This window comes from Bacillus sp. FSL K6-1145, assembly GCF_038003425.1.
Lineage (GTDB): Bacteria > Bacillota > Bacilli > Bacillales > Bacillaceae > Bacillus > Bacillus pumilus.
On sequence record NZ_JBBOPC010000001.1, the window covers coordinates 2,186,922 to 2,206,080 of the forward strand.

Genomic DNA, 19,159 nt, shown 5'->3' on the forward strand with positions numbered 1-19,159 from the left:
CAAAAAATTGCACAACTCTTATATTACCACGTTTTCCTTTCTTGACAAAATATTTTTTGAATTAGACAATGGAAGTAAATGACGTTTAAGGGGACATTTGATGGGGAGAATACTTGCATTAGTGATTATTTTAATACCTGGGGCGCTTGCTGCACTTGGGATTAAGCTTTTGCGTGACACTGTTTTCGGTATCATCATTGCACCATTTCCATTTTTATGGCTGCAAGGAATTGCAGGGTTGTTTTTTTTAGGAGGAGGTCTTTACGTAGTCGCTGGCTTTATTTTATATAGAGACCGCAAACGAAATAAAGTGACCACCCGCTTTAAACAGAGATAAACATGAAAAAAGACCCGCTGTTGATCGCAGGTCTTTATTTCATTTCTTCTCTTATTTTGACGGCTCTATCAGGAAAATCAGTGAAAATTCCGTCGACACCTAAGGAAAACATGCTTTTCATTTGCTTTTCACTGTTTACTGTAAATGGTCTGATCACTTGCTGGGCGGCATGGAGAGCCGATACGACTTCTTTTGTTACCCCTGCGCCCTTTATATTCGGGTGATAACCTCTTGCAGGTACTGTTTTTATATACATCTGTGGCTGATGAATGACATCCATTGTGAGAACAGCAAGCTCAACTTGCGGCATCAGCTTGTGAAAAAGAGCTAAACTGCCGTGATGAAACGATGAGACAAGTACACGATCTTCTATTTGAAAGTGTTCAATTTGCTCCTTTACCTTCTCTTCAATACCAGGATATCGATAAATGGAGTTTTTCAGTTCAATATTGATGATGAGTGATGATTGCTGCGTGACGAGCTCCAATACTTCCTCCAAAAGAGGAATGGATACAGCACCGGTTTCTTCATAAAAAGAATGACTCGCATCTCCTGCTTTTAACTCTTCATATGTATAGTCTTTCACTAAGCCTTTCATATTCGTTGTTCTATTCAGCTTCTCATCGTGAATGACAGCAAGCCTGCCATCTTTCGTCAGCTGAACATCCAGCTCAATTCCGTCAGCTCCAGAATGGAGTGCATGCTCAAAGGCTATCATGGTATTTTCAGGGTAGATTCCTTTAAAACCTCTGTGTGCAAAAATTTTCGTCATAGGTCACCTCTAAGTATGATGCTTCCTTTCATTATGACGTGTCTCTTTTCGTTTTTCCAGTTTAAGCACATAAAAAAACCTCTTCTGATTCGTACGAAGAGGTTCTGTATAAATTCGATCACGTAATCGCTCTGATGGCTTGCTCTGTCGTCTCTGCGTCAAGAGCAAAAAGGGAAGAAACAACTGCGACTGCTGTAACGACGGTTAAACCTAACAACAACTTTTTCATAAGATAACCTCCACTTTCTTTTGAAGTATTTGTGCATCGAATTTCTTTTCAAGAAAACGAATGGCGTTTTGATAATCATTTCGTTCCTTGAAGTATTTCGATATTTGTTCAGACAAATCCTCAAGCTCCACATATAATCTATTTTTTTCTATGTAGTCTAATTTTTCAGAGAATACGTCTGCTGCTCCACTATTCTCGCACATTAAATCTAAAATTTCAAATTTTACTATATATTCATTATTTTGGATATCGCAGCTATACTGAATGCCCTCTTTAATATATTCTTTCGCCACTTGATCTCCTAGATGAACCAAGGCATTTGCCAGAACATATAAAGATTGGATGTAATAATGGCTATTGTCACGGTGCATTTGAATGCCCATCCCTTTTTTGGCATATTGTGCGCTTTTTTCGTAATCATGCTTCGCATAATAAAGAACGGCTAAATTGTGATAGCATTTCCCAATCAGCACTTCATTGTTAATGCGTTTACTTTTCTCAAGTGCTTCTTGGTATTTTTCCTCCGCTTCGTCAAATTGGATCAAATCGATACAATTACTTGCATGTAAAATCAAGCTGTCAATCGCCTGCGCTGTATATTCTTCATGCGCTTTGAACGTATCGATGGCTTTTTTAATATGATTAATGGATATGAAATTTTGTTTCAGTTCGTAATAGATTGAAGCAACCTTATGATGAAAAGTCCCTACTTCAAGGTCCTCATTCACACGCTTTAGACGCTGTTCTGCAATTTTGTAAAAGCTGATGGCTTCATCATACTTTTTCACATATGCAGCATATTGGCCTTTGTAAAAGTAAAAATAAAAATTAATAATGTCATCTGCTTTCTCATCGAGCGTTCCGACACTCTTCATAATGTGATTGGCTTTTTCAATATTTCCAAGTAACATTTCATGTCGGCCATTCACAAGCTGATAATACAGGAGAACTTCGCGGTCTTCATCTGTATTTTTTAGCAAATTCTGAATTTTCTCTTTATAGATAGCAGATTTTTCTAGGTCATTTTGAGAAATGACCCTCGTCCACTTGCTAATTTCGTTCGCTACCTCAGCAGAGTGGATTTTCAGCTTTCCCATAACCTCACCCTCTTCTTTTCATTATTATAGCATAGTAAAAGAATGTGAAAATTATTAAATTCGACAATGGGAATATTCAGTTCAAATGGCACAATCTCTAAGAAGCCAGTGACTTTAAAACGCCAACCAATCAGGTCAATAGAAATAGAACTTTCGATCTCATTTGCTTTATTTACCAAATCCATCAGACCTTTTCCTCTCATCCTTTTTCTTAAGAATGAGCGTTTCTTTCTTCTATTTTGAAGACCAAACAATTGATTGGCGTAGCTGATTACCACTAATTTATGTCATACCCATTTCTTTCATGCTTTATTGTTCATTTTATTCTGAAAATAAATCAAGCTGAGTTGTTTAAATGAGACAATAAGATGATTGTATCAATACAACCAATTTTTGACAATATTTTTCAAAATAAAAAAACGTCTCTTTGAAGAAACGTTTTTTATGAAAATGAACTAGCTTGCTCTATGCTCTAAGCGCAGACGATCAGCCACCATTGCGATAAATTCAGAATTGGTTGGTTTTGCTTTAGACATGCTGACTGTATAACCAAAGAGTGAGGAAATGGAATCAATGTTTCCTCTGCTCCAAGCCACTTCAATCGCATGACGAATCGCTCGTTCTACTCTGCTCGCGGTCGTGTTAAATTTCTTCGCGATGTCTGGATACAACACTTTTGTGATGCTTCCGAGAAGCTCGATGTCATTGTACACCATCGAAATGGCTTCTCTTAAGTATAAGTAACCTTTAATATGAGCCGGGACGCCAATCTCATGAATAATCGTTGTAATGCTCGCATCTAAGTTTCTGCGTTTCGGTTCAGGTTTGTTTCGAAGGACACTGTTTTGGATAGATGAAGATCGATGGGTGACTTGTGTGCCGTTTCCACTGACTTGACGAATATGACCGACTAGGTTTTCCATATCAAATGGCTTTAAGATGAAATAAGATGCGCCTAGATCAACTGCTTTTTTCGTGACATCTTCTTGTCCAAACGCCGTTAGCATAATCACACTTGGCTGTTTGGTCATGTCATTGTTTTCACGGAGGCGTTCCAGTACAGCAAGACCGTCTAAATGAGGCATGATAATATCTAAGAGGAGAACGTCGGGCTCTTTATCTTTAAATAATGTTAGACATTCCTGACCATTATACGCCACGCCAAGTACTTCCATATCTTCCTGTCCCTCAATATACTCTGTCAAAAGGCCAACAAGCTCTCGATTGTCATCAGCTACACACACTTTAATTTTCTCCACGTTCTTTCCTCCCCAATGTCGATTCCTTTAGTCTTTTGCATTTCTCTTCTGAGTGTTCAATTCGACAAAAGCATGCTATCCCCTTTAAAAAACTTTAATTTTCCGAATAATAGAGCATTATCTAGCTTTTTCTACGTTTTTCTTAACGAATCGACGATTATTGCAATTTGACAACATACCATTTTCCATTTTGTCGAAAAATCTCTTTTTCCTTATTTTATAACATGATGGCAGAGAAAGAAAGGGAAGAAAAAAACTGCCGGAAGATTCGCGGCAGTTTGATGATCAGCTTGCTTTTTTGTTTTTTTGATAAAGATCGATGCCTGCTTCTGACAACATCCATTCAATGTGTACGCCGTAGCCGCTTGTCGGGTCATTGACGAAAACGTGTGTGACCGCCCCGATGACTTTTCCGTTTTGGATGATAGGGCTTCCGCTCATGCCTTGGACGATACCGCCCGTTTTACTTAAAAGACGCTCATCTGTTACCTTCAATACCATCCCTTTTGTTGCCGGGAATTTCTGCGGAGTCGTGCTGACGATTTTAATATTAAACTTCTCCACTTTATCATGATCCACAACGGTTAAAATTTCTGCTGGACCTTCTTTTACTTCATTTGATAAAGCGACTGGAAGCGGTTTGTCTGATACATGATTTTCAAGCTTTTCGGTTAACGTACCAAAGATACCAAATGGGCTGTTGCGGGATATATCCCCTATCGTTTTTCGTTCGGAAGAGAATCTTGCCAATTTTTCTCCAGGATTGCCTCCTGTGCCTTTTTCAATCGATGTTACGGTTGATCTGACAATTTCACCATTGTCGACAACAATTGGTTTTTTTGTATCCATGTCAGAAATGACATGCCCTAGGGCACCATATTTTTTAGAAGATGGTTCAAAGAAGGTCATCGTGCCGATTCCTGCTGCGGAATCTCGAATGTAAAGACCAATTCGATAGGTGCCTTCACTTGCATCTTTTGCGGGTGTTAATGTTGTTTGAAAAGTTTTATGGTCTCTTTTTAAGAGTAAACGAAGCGTTTCACCTGTTTTCCCTGCTTTCTGGATAAAGGGGGTGAGGTCATTCATTTTCTCCATCTTTTGACCATTAATTTCAATGATCATATCCCCTGATTGAATGCCTGCGGCTTCGCCTGGTGATTTTTTGCCGTCTGCTGTTGTGATTTGATGAAAACCTACAACGAGAACTCCTACAGAGTGGAGCTTGACGCCAATGGATTGTCCTCCAGGAACGACTTTTAATTCAGGGAGAACGTCGACTTTTGTTTTCTTAATAGGAAATCCTTTAAAATCATAAACAATTTCGGCTTTTCCCGCCTTTTGTCCTGTTACTTCAAGCTGATTCTTTTTCTCTGAAAGACTAAAGGCTTGTGAAGAAGCATTGGCTGACGCTTCTATTGATGTGTCAATTGAGTGCTTCTGTTTTTCAAATACAGCAACATTTGTTGGAATGCTGATGTATTCCTTCACTATGCTCATAAACCCTGTACTTATTAAAGAAACAAGGAGAATCACACCAATGGCTTTTCTCATCTTTTCGGGCATTCATTTTTCACTCTCCTCGCTCCTTACCCACACCAGAACACTCATGTTTTGGCTACATCTTTACTTTTGCCTTCTTCGCTTTGATTTATAACCGGCAGCTATAGAAAATGATTGGATAAATTGATAAAAGAAAAAGACGATTTCGTGGGTATATACAGCGATTTGACACAATATAAAAAAGGCAGCTGGTTTTTCAGCTACCCTGTTGTTTTGACATCATTTGCTTGATGCAGCAATTCTTTTGCGTGCTGTTTTGTCAGTTCAGTGACTTCCACACCCGCAATCATCCTGCCAATTTCACTCACTTTTTCTTCATGACTTAATGGTTTGACGCTTGTCAGTGTTCTGCCTGCTTTAGAGCGTTTAGAAATGAAGAGGTGCGTGTCAGCCATTGCTGCTACTTGCGGGAGGTGCGTAATGCAGAGCACTTGTGAGCCAGCCGCCACTTTGTAAATTTTTTCGGCAATCGCCTGTGCAACTCTGCCGCTTACGCCCGTATCGACCTCATCGAAAATAATGGAAGTGACTTCTTGTTTGGCCGAGAAGATACTTTTCACGGCGAGCATAACACGTGAAATTTCTCCACCCGAGGCAACTTTTGATAAAGATTTCATCGGTTCGCCAGGATTAGTAGAAATCACAAATTGAGCTTGGTCGATTCCGTTTTTTCCAAGCTGGACGGGCTTTCCATCTAGCAGCGGATTATCCGTGCTGCTAAAAGGCGCATACCGAATGGAAAAGGATGTATCAAACGTTGATTTTTCCATATACAAATCCTTTAGTTCTGTTTGAATTTGCTTCGCTAGCTTTTTGGCCCATTTTTTACGAAGCTCCGAAACGTTAAGTGCTTCAAGCAGGGCGTCACGGCTCATTGCATCCAGTTTGTTTTTAAGCGTCTGCAGGTGACTGTCTCGATTTTGAATTTGATCGATTTCTTCTTCAATCTTCGCCGCATACTCCAAAATTTCCTCAACCGTTGTCCCGTACTTTCGTTTTAACTGCTTCATTTCATTCAGCCTAGACTCAATAAAATCAAGACGTGCTGGGTCGAACTCTAATTGATCCAGCATGCTTCGCATTTGGAACGTCGAATCCTCTAATAAATAGTAAGAGTTCGACACTTGTTCGGATAGCTTTTTCAGATCGTCGTTGATCTCAGAAACCTGCTCGAGCTCGCTTGATGACATGCCAACCCAATCAAGTCCCCCCTGCTCATTGCGCAAGGCGTTATAGGCGTTTTGGAGTGAGGAAAAGATTTTTTCGTAGTTGCTGATCTGATGGCGCTCTTCTTGAAGCTTCTCATCTTCTCCCGGCTCTAATTGTGCCGCTTCAATCTCTTCTAGCTGAAATTGCAGTAAATCTAACCGGTGCACCATTTCCTGCTCATTCTCAGAGAGCTGTTTTAGCTTTTGGGCTGTCTTTGTATATTGCTCATATGCTTCTTGATATTGTGACAGAGCAGGTGCAATTTCTTCTGCTCCAAATTGATCGAGTAAATGCAGATGATTTTCATCCTCCATCAATAACTGGTTATCGTGCTGTCCATGTATATCGAGCAAAAGGCGTCCTACTTCGCGTAAAAGAGAGATTGTAACGAGCTTGCCATTGATGCGGCATATGCTTTTCCCGTTATTGTTCATATCACGGCGAAGAATCATCATTTCATCCGTTGCGTCAATTCCATGCTCTTCGCATAAAGCAAATACAGGGTGGTCAGCTGCTGGTACAAGAAAAAGCCCCTCCAGCTCAGCCTTTTTCTCACCATAACGAACAAATTCAGACGACCCTCTACCTCCCACAAGAAGTGAGACAGCATCAATCATGATGGATTTCCCTGCACCTGTTTCCCCTGTTAGGACTGTGAGTCCTTTTTCAAATGAAACTGTTAACTCTTCAATGATTGCAAAGTTTTTAATGGTTAGTTCTGCTAACACTCATTTGACACCTCTTTTTGTAAACCTGATTCTTTATAGAAGCTCTAAAATTTTGCTTGAAACTGTTTCCGTATCATCTGGAGTGCGGCAAATGATCAAAATGGTGTCATCTCCGCAAATGGTTCCCATGATTTCTTCCCAATCTAAATTATCCATTAAAGCCCCAATCGCCTGTGCATTACCCGGCATGGTTTTGAGGACGATTAAATGACTGGCAGCATCCATTTTAATAAATGCATCCATTAAGGATCGCTTTAGTTTAGACAGCGGATTAAACCGCTGATCCGCTGGAAGGCTGTATTTATATGTTCCATTGTTCGTTGGCACTTTCACTAAATGCAATTCTTTAATATCTCTTGAAACGGTCGCTTGTGTAATGTTATATCCATCGGATTTTAAAATATCGACTAGTTCATCTTGTGTTTCAATCTCTTGGCTCGCGATGATTTCTCTAATCTTAATATGCCTTTGACCTTTATTCATTTTTGACCCCCCTAGGCGTTTGATCTCAGTTTGTCTTTACGTTCTATGTTATATGAACCACAGTTCAAAAAACAAGCGTTACGTGAGAAACGGTCAACTCTCATCTTTTGGCCATGTAAAAAGGAATAATAGCGAGCTATTATTCCTTTTGTTTCAACCTCATGTGTCAGCCGGCTCAGGACTGTTTTTCTTTTCTTTCAATACAGAATGGGCTTCCTTGACGATCTTTTCAAGCTCTGAAACCTGAAGTGCCGCATTCTCTTCTTGATCGGGACGAAGCACTAAATGGAGAAGGAACTCAATATTCCCGTCTCCGCCAGTAATAGGCGAAAATGATACATCCTTCACATCATAGCCTTCTTTTGCAGCAAATTCATTCATCTCTTCGAGTACACCAAGGTGGACCGATGGATCTCGCACGATGCCTTTTTTCCCAACAAGCTCTCTGCCTGCTTCAAATTGAGGCTTGACGAGTGCAATACAGTCTCCGCCCGGGACAAGAATGTGCTTCAAAGCCGGAAGGATGAGTTTAAGTGAAATAAAAGAGACATCAATTGACGCTACTTCTGGCAATCCTTCAGTAAAATCTGCTGGGACGGAATGACGAAAATTGGTGCGCTCCATGACGATTACCCTGTCATCCTGCCTTAATTTCCACGCAAGCTGATTGTAGCCAACATCAACAGCATATGATTTGACCGCTCCATTTTGAAGCGCACAATCTGTAAATCCACCTGTTGATGAACCAATATCAATTAGCAATTTCCCTTCAACGGTTAAGTCGAATTCTTTTAGCGCTTTTTCCAGCTTTAATCCGCCGCGGCTCACATATTTCAGAGGGTTCCCTTTCACAGTGAGCGGTGTATCACGAGCGATTTTCTCTCCTGGTTTATCCAAACGGTTTTCATTTGAGTAAACGATCCCTGCCATAATGGCACGCTTTGCTTTCTCTCTCGTTTCCATTAGTCCTTGTTCGACTAATAAAACGTCAAGTCGTTCTTTCTTTGATGTCATGATCCAATTCCTTTTCTTGGTGCTGCGGGAAGCAGGTCACGTAAAGTGTCAGCAACCTGTGCTTTCGTCAAACCAATTTCTTCAAGCAGGGCATCAACACTTCCATGCTCAATAAATTCATCTGGGATGCCCATACGTTCTACTTTAATATGAGATGCTTTCTTATCGTGTATATATTCTAAGACGCTGCTGCCAAATCCGCCTTGGAGCACAGCTTCTTCAATCGTTAAAATTGGAATATCTTCAGAAAGAATGTCATTTAACATCGCTTCATCAAGAGGCTTAATAAAACGAGCATTGACAACACGAACCGATTTCCCTTCTTTTTGAAGTTCTTCTGCAGCTTGGAGCGCCATTTTAATTGTCGTACCAAATGTTAAAATCACAGCATCCTTCCCTGGACGAAGAACCTCCCAGGACCCAATCGGAATGGTTTTCAGCTGTTCATCCATTTTGACACCTAGCCCATTACCGCGCGGGAAGCGCATAGCAATAGGACCGTCATCATACTGAATGGCTGTATTGACCATGTGCTGTCCTTCATTTTCATCTTTTGGCATCATGAGCACCATATTCGGCATATGACGCATAAAGGCAATATCAAACACACCTTGATGGGTTTCTCCATCTGCACCGACAAGTCCCGCACGGTCAATGCCAATAAATACGTTAAGGTTCTGACGGCAAATATCGTGTAGCACTTGGTCATAGGCTCTTTGCAGGAACGTTGAATAAATCGCTAAAAATGGCTTCATGTCCTGCGTCGCAAGCCCGGCTGCCATTGTGGCTGCATGCTGCTCTGCTATTCCTACATCAAACATCCGCTCTGGAAATTCCTTCGCAAAGCCTTCAAGCTTTGAACCAACAGGCATCGCAGGCGTGATCGCAACAATCCGCTCATCTTCCCGCGCCAGCTTTCTGACCGTTTCACTAACGAGACCACTCCAAGACGGAGCTGCTGCTGCCGGTTTTACAAAATCACCTGTATCAATTTTGTATGGACCTGTACCGTGCCAAGTCCCGATTTTATCGGATTCTGCCGGCTGATAGCCTTTTCCTTTTTTCGTGATGACATGCAGAAGAACCGGACCTTTTGTTTTCTTTGCATATTCAAGATTTTCAAAAAGATCTTCATACGAATGTCCATCGACAGGACCTAAGTAGGTAAATCCCATTTCCTCAAAGAACATGCCAGATACAAGTAGATATTTGAGGCTGTCTTTGATACGCTCTGCTGTGGCAGCAAGCTTTCCACCTACAGCTGGAATGCGCTTGAATAAATATTCAAGTTCGTCTTTTACCCATTGGTATTTGCCAGCTGTACGTAATCTGCCAAGCATTGTGTGAATCGCACCGACGTTTGGTGCAATACTCATTTCATTGTCATTTAATATGACAATCATATCTTTCTTTTCATCACCGATATGATTCAAAGCTTCTAGCGCCATACCTCCGGTTAGTGCACCGTCTCCGATAATCGGCAGGATATATTCATCTGTCCCTTTGATATCACGCGCTGCCGCCATACCCATCGCGCCAGATAACGAGGTTGAACTGTGACCCGTCTCCCACACATCATGCTCGCTTTCATTTCGTTTAGGAAAACCGCAAAGCCCTTTATATTGACGAAGTGTATCAAACTCCGCACCTCTTCCCGTTAACAGCTTATGAACGTACGACTGATGTCCAACATCCCAGAGGAATTTGTCTTTTGGGCTGTCAAATACTTTATGGAGCGCAACAGTCAGTTCAACGACTCCTAGGTTCGGACCGATATGCCCACCAGAGTTAGCTAAGGACTCAATTAAAAACATGCGAATGTCAGCGCTAAGCTCCTCTAATTCTGCATTTGACATTCCTTTTAGAAACGTTGGATTTTTTATTGATAAAAGATCCAATTAGGATCAACTCGCTTTCAACAAAATTTCTATATACATCTATAATGCCTCATTCCTTTGAAAACCAATAGGGAATAAGAGTTGTCTCATCATAATAAACTGTTTACAGTTTACCACAATTGCTCGAGGACCCTCAAATCTAGGCTGTTTTTAATGATCTCTTGAGGCAATTAGATCACATAAATCATGCAACAATTGCTGCTCTAATTGAAGATTTGAGACAATTTCTTTTGCACGTGTGATGTGCTCATGCAGCTTTTCTTTTGCTCCTGAAAGCGTTAATAAAGAAGGATATGTCGACTTTTCATTTGCTGTATCAGAGCCGACCCGTTTTCCGATTTTTTCTTCGCTTCCTTCGAGATCTAAAATATCATCACGGATTTGAAACGCAATGCCAATATGATAGCTGAATTCCCTTAGCTTTTCGATATCGTCATCTGATGCTCCTGCCAGCATTGCACCTGCTGCGACGCTGAACGTAAGGAGTTTTCCTGTTTTACGGGCGTGAATGGATTCTAGTTCAGCAAGCGATACTTGCTTTTGCTCTGCTTCCATGTCGTCAAATTGACCGCCAACCATTCCTAGAGCACCTGCTGACTTTACAAGCTCATCCACAATTCTGAGCTTTTTGTCAGCAGAGACGCTGCTAGACAGCTGAGATGTAATCAGGCGGAAGCTTTCTGTTAAAAGGGCATCACCTGCGAGAACCGCTGTTGCTTCTCCGTACACTTTATGATTTGTCGGTTTTCCTCTGCGAAGGTCATCGTCGTCCATGCAAGGAAGGTCATCATGTATCAATGAATACGTATGAATCATCTCAACCGCACAGCCGACAGGTATACCGTCTTCTTCGTTTTTACCGTAGGCATTTAGAAGAGCAAGAACGAGAACAGGTCGAAGCCTTTTCCCGCCCGCTTTAAGAGAATAGAGCATAGAAGATTTCAGGTCTTCAGGAATCGTCAATTCCTGAACATATGTAAATAAATAATCTTCAATGGTCTGTTTTCGTGTTGTTAAAAATTCATTTAAATTACTTGTCACCAGCATCGGCCTCCTTCACTGAGAAGGGAGCTAGCTCACCGTCCTCTTTTAAAATGAAATCCATTTGCTTTTCAACATGCTGTAATTTTTCATGACAAAGCTTCGAAAGGGTCATCCCTTCTTGGAAATAATGAATGGCCTGCTCAAGTGGTACATCTCCTTCTTCGAGCTTTCCCACAATCTCCTCAAGACCTTTCATCGCCTCTTCAAATGTCATTTGTTCTTCTTTTTGTTTATTGGATTCTGTCATGTTGATTGCCCCTCCTTCTCAATAACCTCACAAATCAGACGTCCATCCTTCATCGTGATGGTCAGCTGATCCTGCGTCTCTACTTGGTTCACACTTTTTATTAGTTCATCTTCTTTATAGGCTAAGCTATAGCCTCTTTCCATCACTTGAAGTGGATTTAATGCATTTAGTTTACCAAGAACCGATTGGAACTGCGAATGAATTGTTTTCATTTGCACATTCATACTGCGAATGAGCTGTTCTGTTTCATTGGCGTGGCGTTTTTTCGCTTGAAGCAGCTGCTCTTTAGGGTGAAGCGGCTTCAGCCTGTATGTCTGGCGATCTAGCTGACTGCGTTTTAGCTCAATTTGCCTCGATAGCTGTTTTTGAAAACGGTCAAATACCAAATCGAATTGCTGCTCTTTTTGCTCCTGTAATCGTTTTGGAAAACGGAAGGCATAAGAGGATTGCAGCGCCACAAGACGATCCTTCGCTTGTGAGGTTTGATTCTTTACCGCTCTTGTTAGCCGTATATCGATTGATTTGATTCGTTCAATTAAATCGGTCGTGCTTGGAACAGCAAGTTCGGCTGCTCCTGTTGGTGTGGGTGCTCTCATATCTGCAGTGAAATCACTGATCGTAAAGTCTGTTTCGTGTCCAACTGCAGATATGATTGGAATGTCTGATGCGAAGATGGCTCTTGCGACAGCTTCTTCATTAAAAGCCCAAAGCTCTTCAATCGAACCGCCTCCTCTTCCGACAATCAAGACATCACAGAGCTGTTTTTCATTCGCTTCCTTAATCCGCTCTACGATGGAACGGGTCGCATGCTCACCTTGAACGAGCGCCGGAAGCACAATGATTTTCGCCTGCTGATAGCGCCGATTAATGGTCGTAATGACATCTCGAACAGCCGCTCCTGTTGGAGACGTAATGACACCAACAACCTCTGGATATTCAGGGATTGGCTTTTTATAGCGCGCATCAAATAAGCCTTCACTTGCTAGCTTTTTCTTCAGCTCTTCATAAGCGAGATGAAGAGCACCAACACCATCAGGCTGCATTTCTTTTGCATATAATTGATAGTTGCCGCTTGGTTCATAGACTTGAATTCCGCCGCGTACAAACACCTTCATTCCACTCTTAGGTGAAAAAGGCAGCTTCGCCGCAGAGCGCTGAAACATGACAGCTTGCATGCGTGCGTTTTCGTCTTTTAAGGTGAAGTACACATGTCCTCTTGAATGAATCTTGACATTGGATAGCTCACCTTTGATCCAAATATCTTCTAAATGCGGATCAACATCAAATTTTCTTTTTATGTATTTTGTAAGGGCTGTGACCGTCACAAAGGCTTTTTCACTCATGACGTATTCCTCCTCTTCAAAAACGCACATTCATCCACCAGCAGCATGCAGGTGGATGAATGGATAAAGCTTATGCTAATGTACGTTTTGCTGATTTAACCGTATTATGTGCAAGCATCGTAATCGTCATTGGACCGACTCCGCCAGGGACTGGTGTGATATAAGAAGCTTTTTCTTTTGCCTCTTCAAAATCAACATCTCCAACAAGCTTTCCATTATCCAAACGATTGACTCCTACATCGATCACAATAGCGCCTTCTTTAATTTGGTCAGCTTTAATAAAGTTTGCTCGACCGACGGCAACAACTAAAATATCCGCTTTCAACGTATGTTCTGAAATATTCGCTGTTCTTGAATGGCAATAAGTAACCGTTGCGTTTTCGTTTAACAGTAATTGTCCTACTGGTTTACCGACAATATTGCTACGTCCGACAACAACGACTTCTTTTCCAGAAAGACTGACGCCCGTTTTATTTAGTAATTCAACAATGCCTGCTGGTGTGCATGGAAGGAATGTGTCTTCCCCAAGGAGCATTTTCCCGATATTCAATGGATGGAAACCATCAACATCTTTTTCAGGCGAAATACGTTCAATCACAGCTTTTTCAGAAATATGTTTTGGCAGTGGAAGCTGAACAAGAATCCCGTGGAATTGATCGTTCGCATTGTACTGATCAATCAGCTGAAGCAATGCTTCTTCTGTTAAAGAAGCATCTAAATGATCTAGCTGGAAATGCATCCCCATTGCTTCTGCTGCTTTTTTCTTCCCGCGTACGTAAGAAAGTGAAGCCGGATCATCACCGATTAGAATAACGGCAAGACCAGGTGTGACACCTTTTTGTTTTAGCTCTTCTACTTCTTTTGCTAATTGCTCACGCTTTTCTTTTGCTGTTTCTTTCCCATCGATGATTGTTGCTGTCATGTCGAATCCTCCTATTGCTGCTTTAGGTCGTTTTTAATGTTTGAAAGTACTCCATTTACAAATTTCGATGCTTTATCGTCACCGAATAATTTGGCCAGTTCAATCGCTTCATTCATTGAGACACTAACCGGGATATCTTCTTGATACACCATCTCGTACACAGACAGCCTTAAAATGGCTCTGTCTACGTTTGCAATACGATCGAGTTTCCAATTCACTAGATGCTGTGAAATCATGTCATCGAGCTTGTCCTTTTGTTCAAGCACACCGAAAACCAGCTCCTCGAAAAAAGGATCTGATTCTTGTTCATCCAGCGCATGTGTAATGGCCTCTTTCGGATCAATATTGCTCACATCAATTTGAAATAATGTTTGTAGCGCCTTTTCTCTTGCAGTTCTTCTTTTCATTATTTACTCCTTTAACCACTTTATCCGCTTGTCGTTAAGCCATACAGAGATCATAACATATTTTGACCGTGGTCGCACCAAGATCCATGCGAGCTGTGACGAAAAACGAATCAATCAACGTGTGAGATCTTTATTATTCGGAAATGACCCAAAAATGGGCTTTAAAAAACCAAAGAGGCAATGCCTCCTTGGTTTCACTTGAACTCTTTTTTTACATTTCTTGATCTACTTCAGCCTCAGATGCTTTAGTATCAAATTGAATACCAACGACATGAATATTGATTTCATTAATCGTTAAAGCAGTCATGTTCAAAAGAGTTTGACGGATATTTTCTTGTACAGCAGTGGATACCTTTGGAATGGATAGGCCAAATTCAACCACACAATATACATCGATTGTGATGCCTTCATCAGAGACATCTACTTTCACACCTTTACGGTGATTTTTCTTACCAAAGCGTTCTGCTACATCAGCAGCGAAATTGCCGCGCATTTCGGCAATGCCTTCGACTTCTGAAGCGGCGATCCCAGCAATGACCTCAATCACTTCTGGTGCAATTTGCACTTTTCCCAATTGATCTTCATCAAGGTTCATTTCAAGCAAATTGTTTTCTGACACGATCATTCACCTCCGAAAGCTGTGATTATTTCATGATTTGGTATGTTTCTAAAAACTTCGTATTAAAATTACCACTCACAAATGTTTCATGCTCAAGCAATCTTAGATGGAATGGGATCGTTGTGTAGACTCCTTCAATGACGAATTCTTGAAGCGAGCGTTTCATTCTCGCAATCGCTTCTTCTCTCGTCTTACCATATGTGATCACCTTTGCAATCATACTATCGTAATATGGCGGAATCACATAGCCCGGATAAGCGGCAGAATCAACACGTACTCCTAGACCGCCTGGCGGAAGATACATTTTAATTTCACCAGCTGAAGGCATGAAGTTTTTCTCTGGGTTCTCTGCATTAATACGGCATTCGATTGCCCATCCTTCATATACGACATCCTCTTGTGAAAGAGAAAGCTTCTCACCTGATGCGACTTTAATTTGTTCTTTGATCAAGTCAACACCTGTGACCATTTCTGTTACAGGATGCTCTACTTGAATACGGGTATTCATTTCCATGAAGTAGAACTTCTCTTCATTATAATCATAAATGAATTCGACTGTTCCAGCACCAGTGTATTCAACAGCTTCTGCAGCTTTTACGGCTGCTTCACCCATTTGCTCACGGATGTCTGCATTCAGCGCTGGTGATGGCGTTTCTTCAAGAAGCTTTTGCATTCTTCTTTGAATCGAGCAATCACGCTCTCCTAAATGAATGGTATTGCCATGCTGATCTGCAAGCACTTGGATTTCCACGTGTCTAAAGTCTTCAATGAACTTTTCTAAATAGACGCCAGGGTTACCAAAGTTTTGCGCTGCTTCCTGCTGCGTGATGGTGACACCGTTAATAAGCTCTTCTTCGGTACGAGCCACACGGATTCCTTTACCACCGCCGCCGGCAGTTGCTTTTATAATCACAGGATACCCAATACTTGCTGCTGTTGAAACAGCATCATCAAGATCTTTTACAATTCCTTGGGAACCAGGAACAATCGGAACGCCAGCATCTTTCATTGTTTCCCTTGCGACATCTTTCGTTCCCATTTTGGAAATCGCTGACGCAGTTGGCCCAACAAAGATGACATTGCATTCCTCGCAAAGCTCTGCGAAGTCTGCATTTTCAGCAAGGAAGCCGTATCCTGGATGGATGGCATCTGTCCCTGTTAATTTGGCTACACTAACAATATTCGTGACATTTAAATAACTATCTTTTGAAGCAGTCGGTCCGATGCAATATGCTTCATCAGCCATTTGAACATGAAGCGCATCGCGATCCGCTTCAGAAAATACCGCAACTGTTTCAATTCCAAGCTCTTTACAAGCGCGGATAATTCTAACTGCGATTTCTCCTCTGTTTGCAATTAATAGCTTTTTAATCATGATCGTACTCCTTACTCTGCTTTCACTAGAAAGAGGGGTTGTCCGAATTCTACAAGCTGACCGTTCTCAGCTAATACTTCGACGATTTCACCTTTTACTTCTGCTTCGATTTCATTAAACAGTTTCATCGCTTCTACGATGCACACAACTGTGTTTTCCTTCACCTTAGAACCTGATGTCACATATGGATCTGCTTCTGGTGAAGATGAAGCATAAAATGTGCCAACCATTGGGGATGTGATTTTATGCAGATTTTCAGACGCAGCTGCCTCTTGTGCAGGGGCTTCGGTCTGAGCTGGAGCTTGTGCTTTAGGAGCTTGTTGAGCTGGAGCTGCTTGGACAGGAGCCACTGGTGCCGCTACTTGCTGAACGACTTCTTTATTTTTCTTCAGTTTGATTTTTGCACCTTCGTTTTCGTACGTAAATTCATCAATTGTTGATTCGTCAATTAATTTAATCAGTTCATGAATTTCTTCAATTTTTAACATGGATTTGCACCCCTATGTATGGATTTATCTTTTTCTTTATAGGCTAGTACTAAAAGTACATACTATAACCATCTTACAGGAGGATTTCATTGAATTCAACTACTATTGTGGCGAAGCGCTTTGCGAGAGCACCTTGGAGAGGGCGCCAAACCGCATCAAAAAACGCCCTTTACGGCAAAGGGCGCCTGTTCATTTTTTATTCATTGGAGGGCTCAAAAGTGACCGCTACGTTATCAAGACCTCTCATTTCTTTTGTGACCATATCAATAATATCGGCCGCTTGGGACTTTGATTTTTTGTCAGAACGAACTGTGATGCTCACTTTATCTCCCTCTGCACTCACTAGCGCATCTTTATAACCTTTTGTTTTAATTAAGGTTTCGAGCTGACGCTCCGTTCCTTCTGCCTCACTAAGCGCTGTCATTTGGTCATACGCTTCGCTTTTTTCTTGTGCTGTTGCATCATCACTGGATACGATTTCGTTGAACTCTTCACGCTGTTTGCTTCGTTTATCTTCAAGCTCTAATCTGTATGTTGTAAAAAGCTCATCGTCTGTTTGCTCTGACACAGCCTTTCCTTCTTCACCGCTTGTTTCGATATCCTCTTGTTTACCATTTGTTTCTTTGTCAGTGGACTTCTCATCAGCGCCTTTTTCCGTTCCTTTGTCCATTCCTTTTTCTGGTTCAGTCTTTTTCTCTTCCGTTCCTTTTGATTTCATCTCTTCTACTGTCACTGCATTTTCACCTTGTGGAGACATGATATAGTACACACTTAAGACGACAACTAAACTTAGCATCGTTAATAGCCAAACCGTTTGTTTTTTTAACATCATTCCGAATCCTCCTTGATTTTTTTAGGGGCAACAGCCACTCTATGGCTCGGTACGTCAAGCACTCGTGTAACCGCTTCAATGATGGTTTTCTTTATTTGAACGTTGTCTACTCCTTGAGCAACAACGAGAACACCTCGAATATCTGGTTTTTTCGTTTGCACCACGACTGGCGTTTCTTCATTGCCATTTTTGATGATGACGATTTCTTCTTCTTTTGTTTGATCGGTGACACTTCGCACGCCGCCTTCTTTATCTGTTTCTTCGGTCGTTGTGCTTTTATTGGATTTGTTTTTTTCAAACACTTTTAAAGAAGTGGCGTCTACATTGACCACAATCGATACATCCTCAACGCCAATAATGGTCTCTAAAATTTCTTTCAGCTGATTTTCGTATTCTTGCTCCACATCTTCAATCGAATTTTTTGATTTACTTGACGATGCCGGCTTGAATACCTCCTGCTCTTGTGAGGTTGTTTTTTTAGAAGTAGGAACAGCAGCTTGTTCTTTGCTTGATGGCGGTGACAAGATCTGACTGACTAACATGAAAGATACGCCGATGATGAATACAAGCAGCAAGTAATGGTGCTTCGTTAATTTTGGTTTCCCTTCACCTTTTTCAGGCGGCTGCAAGAATGATTTCAGCTTTTGTTTCCAGTCCTTGTTATTCATGATCTGCTGCGTCACCTCCCTCAATGTTCAGCGCAATGTGCTCAGGACTCGTATTCCAAACATCAGCAAGCGTCTCTTTCACCCTCTTGATCTCTTTGCTAGAAGATCCAGCGCTTTCCTCCTTTTGCCTGGAGAGATCAATGTCCACCTTTGCCACCGTTTCTACAGCATCACCTGTGAGCGGGGAAAGAACTGCTTTGATGCGAAATTGATCCGCCTCCATATTCTGATCCAGGTGCTCTTCATCTGCCAACACTTCTACGTGTTTCATTTCGTAGCTCTCCTTCTCCAGTGGCTCCTTTGCGCTTTTTTCTAGTTGGACAGCCATTTGCTTTAAAATATATGCACGCTGAGAGGCTTGTATTTCTTTTTTTTCTAAATTCATCTGATTTTTTATTTCTTCTGACTGTGCTTCTTCCTTTCCCTTCATCAATTCTGAGAAAATTTGGTCAGGGTCTGCCCGAAATAAAGCAAAAATCGGATTGAGCATCACCACAATCAACAGGAGGCTGACGACCATTTTGGCATATCTTTGCATGCTTGAATTGGGAAGCAGAAGATCAATGACAATCGCAAATAAGATAAAGAGAATAATACTTGTGATCCATTCCGTGAGAAAACTCAAAAG

Annotated in this window: 21 protein-coding genes; 1 reads left to right on the forward strand and 20 read right to left on the reverse strand. The window is 41.4% G+C overall.

Translation table 11 applies throughout. From position 1 onward, the window contains the following. The first annotated feature begins 100 nt into the window (after positions 1–100). Positions 101–337 (forward strand): DUF2627 domain-containing protein, encoded by a 237-nt coding sequence (locus MHH41_RS10950; RefSeq protein ID WP_050943781.1) that lies wholly within the window; start codon positions 101–103, stop codon positions 335–337. A gap of 34 nt (positions 338–371) precedes the next feature. Here the strand turns inward: MHH41_RS10950 and MHH41_RS10955 are convergent, their stop codons facing one another. The 20 genes from MHH41_RS10955 to spoIIIAF form a co-directional block, all read right to left on the reverse strand. Next, complete coding sequence (locus tag MHH41_RS10955; RefSeq protein WP_340866329.1) at positions 372–1,109, reverse strand: glycerophosphodiester phosphodiesterase; 738 nt, start codon at positions 1,107–1,109, stop codon at positions 372–374. A gap of 225 nt (positions 1,110–1,334) precedes the next feature. Further along, positions 1,335–2,435, reverse strand: a complete 1,101-nt coding sequence (locus MHH41_RS10960; RefSeq protein ID WP_003215741.1) for a Rap family tetratricopeptide repeat protein — start codon at positions 2,433–2,435, stop codon at positions 1,335–1,337. After that, a complete protein-coding gene (locus tag MHH41_RS10965; RefSeq protein WP_034661994.1) occupies positions 2,423–2,620 on the reverse strand; it encodes a hypothetical protein in 198 nt (65 codons plus the stop codon). Before MHH41_RS10965 ends, MHH41_RS10960 begins: the two co-directional genes overlap by 13 nt. 270 nt (positions 2,621–2,890) lie before the next feature. Beyond that, on the reverse strand, positions 2,891–3,694 hold the full coding sequence (spo0A, locus tag MHH41_RS10970) for a sporulation transcription factor Spo0A (RefSeq protein ID WP_003215740.1): 804 nt from the start codon (positions 3,692–3,694) through the stop codon (positions 2,891–2,893). 285 nt (positions 3,695–3,979) lie between these two features. Then, a complete protein-coding gene (gene spoIVB / locus MHH41_RS10975; RefSeq protein WP_226803659.1) occupies positions 3,980–5,257 on the reverse strand; it encodes a SpoIVB peptidase in 1,278 nt (425 codons plus the stop codon). 197 nt (positions 5,258–5,454) lie between these two features. Then, positions 5,455–7,191 (reverse strand): DNA repair protein RecN, encoded by a 1,737-nt coding sequence (gene recN, locus MHH41_RS10980; RefSeq protein ID WP_137054990.1) that lies wholly within the window; start codon positions 7,189–7,191, stop codon positions 5,455–5,457. A 33-nt stretch (positions 7,192–7,224) separates the two neighbouring features. Continuing rightward, on the reverse strand, positions 7,225–7,674 hold the full coding sequence (gene ahrC / locus MHH41_RS10985) for a transcriptional regulator AhrC/ArgR (protein WP_003215836.1): 450 nt from the start codon (positions 7,672–7,674) through the stop codon (positions 7,225–7,227). Between the two features lie 159 nt (positions 7,675–7,833). Further along, positions 7,834–8,688 (reverse strand): TlyA family RNA methyltransferase, encoded by an 855-nt coding sequence (locus MHH41_RS10990; RefSeq protein WP_340866332.1) that lies wholly within the window; start codon positions 8,686–8,688, stop codon positions 7,834–7,836. Next, positions 8,685–10,586, reverse strand: coding sequence for a 1-deoxy-D-xylulose-5-phosphate synthase (gene dxs / locus MHH41_RS10995; protein WP_137054988.1), 1,902 nt, complete (start codon positions 10,584–10,586; stop codon positions 8,685–8,687). Before dxs ends, MHH41_RS10990 begins: the two co-directional genes overlap by 4 nt. 150 nt (positions 10,587–10,736) lie before the next feature. Next, complete coding sequence (locus tag MHH41_RS11000; protein WP_278254569.1) at positions 10,737–11,633, reverse strand: polyprenyl synthetase family protein; 897 nt, start codon at positions 11,631–11,633, stop codon at positions 10,737–10,739. Continuing rightward, positions 11,617–11,877 carry an exodeoxyribonuclease VII small subunit gene (locus MHH41_RS11005; RefSeq protein ID WP_003215880.1) on the reverse strand — a complete coding sequence of 87 codons (261 nt, stop codon included), beginning with the start codon at positions 11,875–11,877 and terminating at the stop codon, positions 11,617–11,619. The genes MHH41_RS11000 and MHH41_RS11005 overlap by 17 nt, the downstream gene beginning before the upstream one ends. After that, positions 11,874–13,220 carry an exodeoxyribonuclease VII large subunit gene (gene xseA / locus MHH41_RS11010; RefSeq protein ID WP_050943776.1) on the reverse strand — a complete coding sequence of 449 codons (1,347 nt, stop codon included), beginning with the start codon at positions 13,218–13,220 and terminating at the stop codon, positions 11,874–11,876. Before xseA ends, MHH41_RS11005 begins: the two co-directional genes overlap by 4 nt. A 70-nt stretch (positions 13,221–13,290) precedes the next feature. Beyond that, positions 13,291–14,142, reverse strand: coding sequence for a bifunctional methylenetetrahydrofolate dehydrogenase/methenyltetrahydrofolate cyclohydrolase FolD (gene folD / locus MHH41_RS11015; protein ID WP_003215670.1), 852 nt, complete (start codon positions 14,140–14,142; stop codon positions 13,291–13,293). 11 nt (positions 14,143–14,153) lie between these two features. Then, on the reverse strand, positions 14,154–14,549 hold the full coding sequence (gene nusB, locus MHH41_RS11020; RefSeq protein WP_003216031.1) for a transcription antitermination factor NusB: 396 nt from the start codon (positions 14,547–14,549) through the stop codon (positions 14,154–14,156). A 211-nt stretch (positions 14,550–14,760) separates the two neighbouring features. Further along, on the reverse strand, positions 14,761–15,168 hold the full coding sequence (locus tag MHH41_RS11025; RefSeq protein ID WP_034620383.1) for an Asp23/Gls24 family envelope stress response protein: 408 nt from the start codon (positions 15,166–15,168) through the stop codon (positions 14,761–14,763). Between the two features lie 25 nt (positions 15,169–15,193). After that, the gene (gene accC / locus MHH41_RS11030; protein ID WP_050943775.1) at positions 15,194–16,543 is read right to left on the reverse strand and encodes an acetyl-CoA carboxylase biotin carboxylase subunit; all 1,350 of its coding nucleotides are present in this window, start codon (positions 16,541–16,543) and stop codon (positions 15,194–15,196) included. 11 nt (positions 16,544–16,554) lie between these two features. Then, entirely contained in the window at positions 16,555–17,031 is a 477-nt protein-coding gene (accB, locus tag MHH41_RS11035; RefSeq protein WP_003215926.1) for an acetyl-CoA carboxylase biotin carboxyl carrier protein, read from the reverse strand. Positions 17,032–17,227: 196 nt separating this feature from the next. Beyond that, complete coding sequence (locus MHH41_RS11040; RefSeq protein ID WP_003216063.1) at positions 17,228–17,860, reverse strand: SpoIIIAH-like family protein; 633 nt, start codon at positions 17,858–17,860, stop codon at positions 17,228–17,230. Next, positions 17,860–18,531, reverse strand: coding sequence for a stage III sporulation protein AG (gene spoIIIAG, locus MHH41_RS11045; RefSeq protein ID WP_003215656.1), 672 nt, complete (start codon positions 18,529–18,531; stop codon positions 17,860–17,862). Before spoIIIAG ends, MHH41_RS11040 begins: the two co-directional genes overlap by 1 nt. Then, positions 18,524–19,156: a stage III sporulation protein AF gene (gene spoIIIAF, locus MHH41_RS11050; protein WP_003215732.1), complete on the reverse strand. Its 633-nt coding sequence runs from the start codon at positions 19,154–19,156 to the stop codon at positions 18,524–18,526. The genes spoIIIAG and spoIIIAF overlap by 8 nt, the downstream gene beginning before the upstream one ends. Positions 19,157–19,159 lie beyond the last annotated feature (3 nt).